A 311-nucleotide genomic window follows, 5' to 3' on the forward strand; every position below is an offset into this window, starting at 1 on the left:
CTGTATGGGATACCGTGACGTTTAGTCGAGGCTTATTTGGTAAAGCGCCTAACACGGCTTATATCGAGAAGACGCTAAAAGACTTATCACTGTGGGATAAGAAAGATAACCGTATTATGGAGTTGTCAGGTGGTATGAAGCGCCGTGTGTTGATAGCCAAAGCGCTGTCGCATGAACCCAAGATTTTATTCTTGGATGAGCCGACAGCTGGGGTTGATGTTGAGCTGCGAAAAGATATGTGGGAGTTGGTCCGTAAGCTTCGAGAAAAGGGGGTCACGATTATCCTCACCACACACTATATTGAGGAAGCA

The 311-nt window shown here is 46.3% G+C and carries 1 protein-coding gene; it reads left to right on the forward strand.

The genetic code is table 11. The features are described from left to right. A partial coding sequence (locus tag A3766_RS09970) for an ATP-binding cassette domain-containing protein (protein ID WP_156508844.1) occupies nucleotides 1-311 on the forward strand: 311 nt, incomplete at both ends.

The organism is Oleiphilus sp. HI0132 (genome assembly GCF_001635845.1).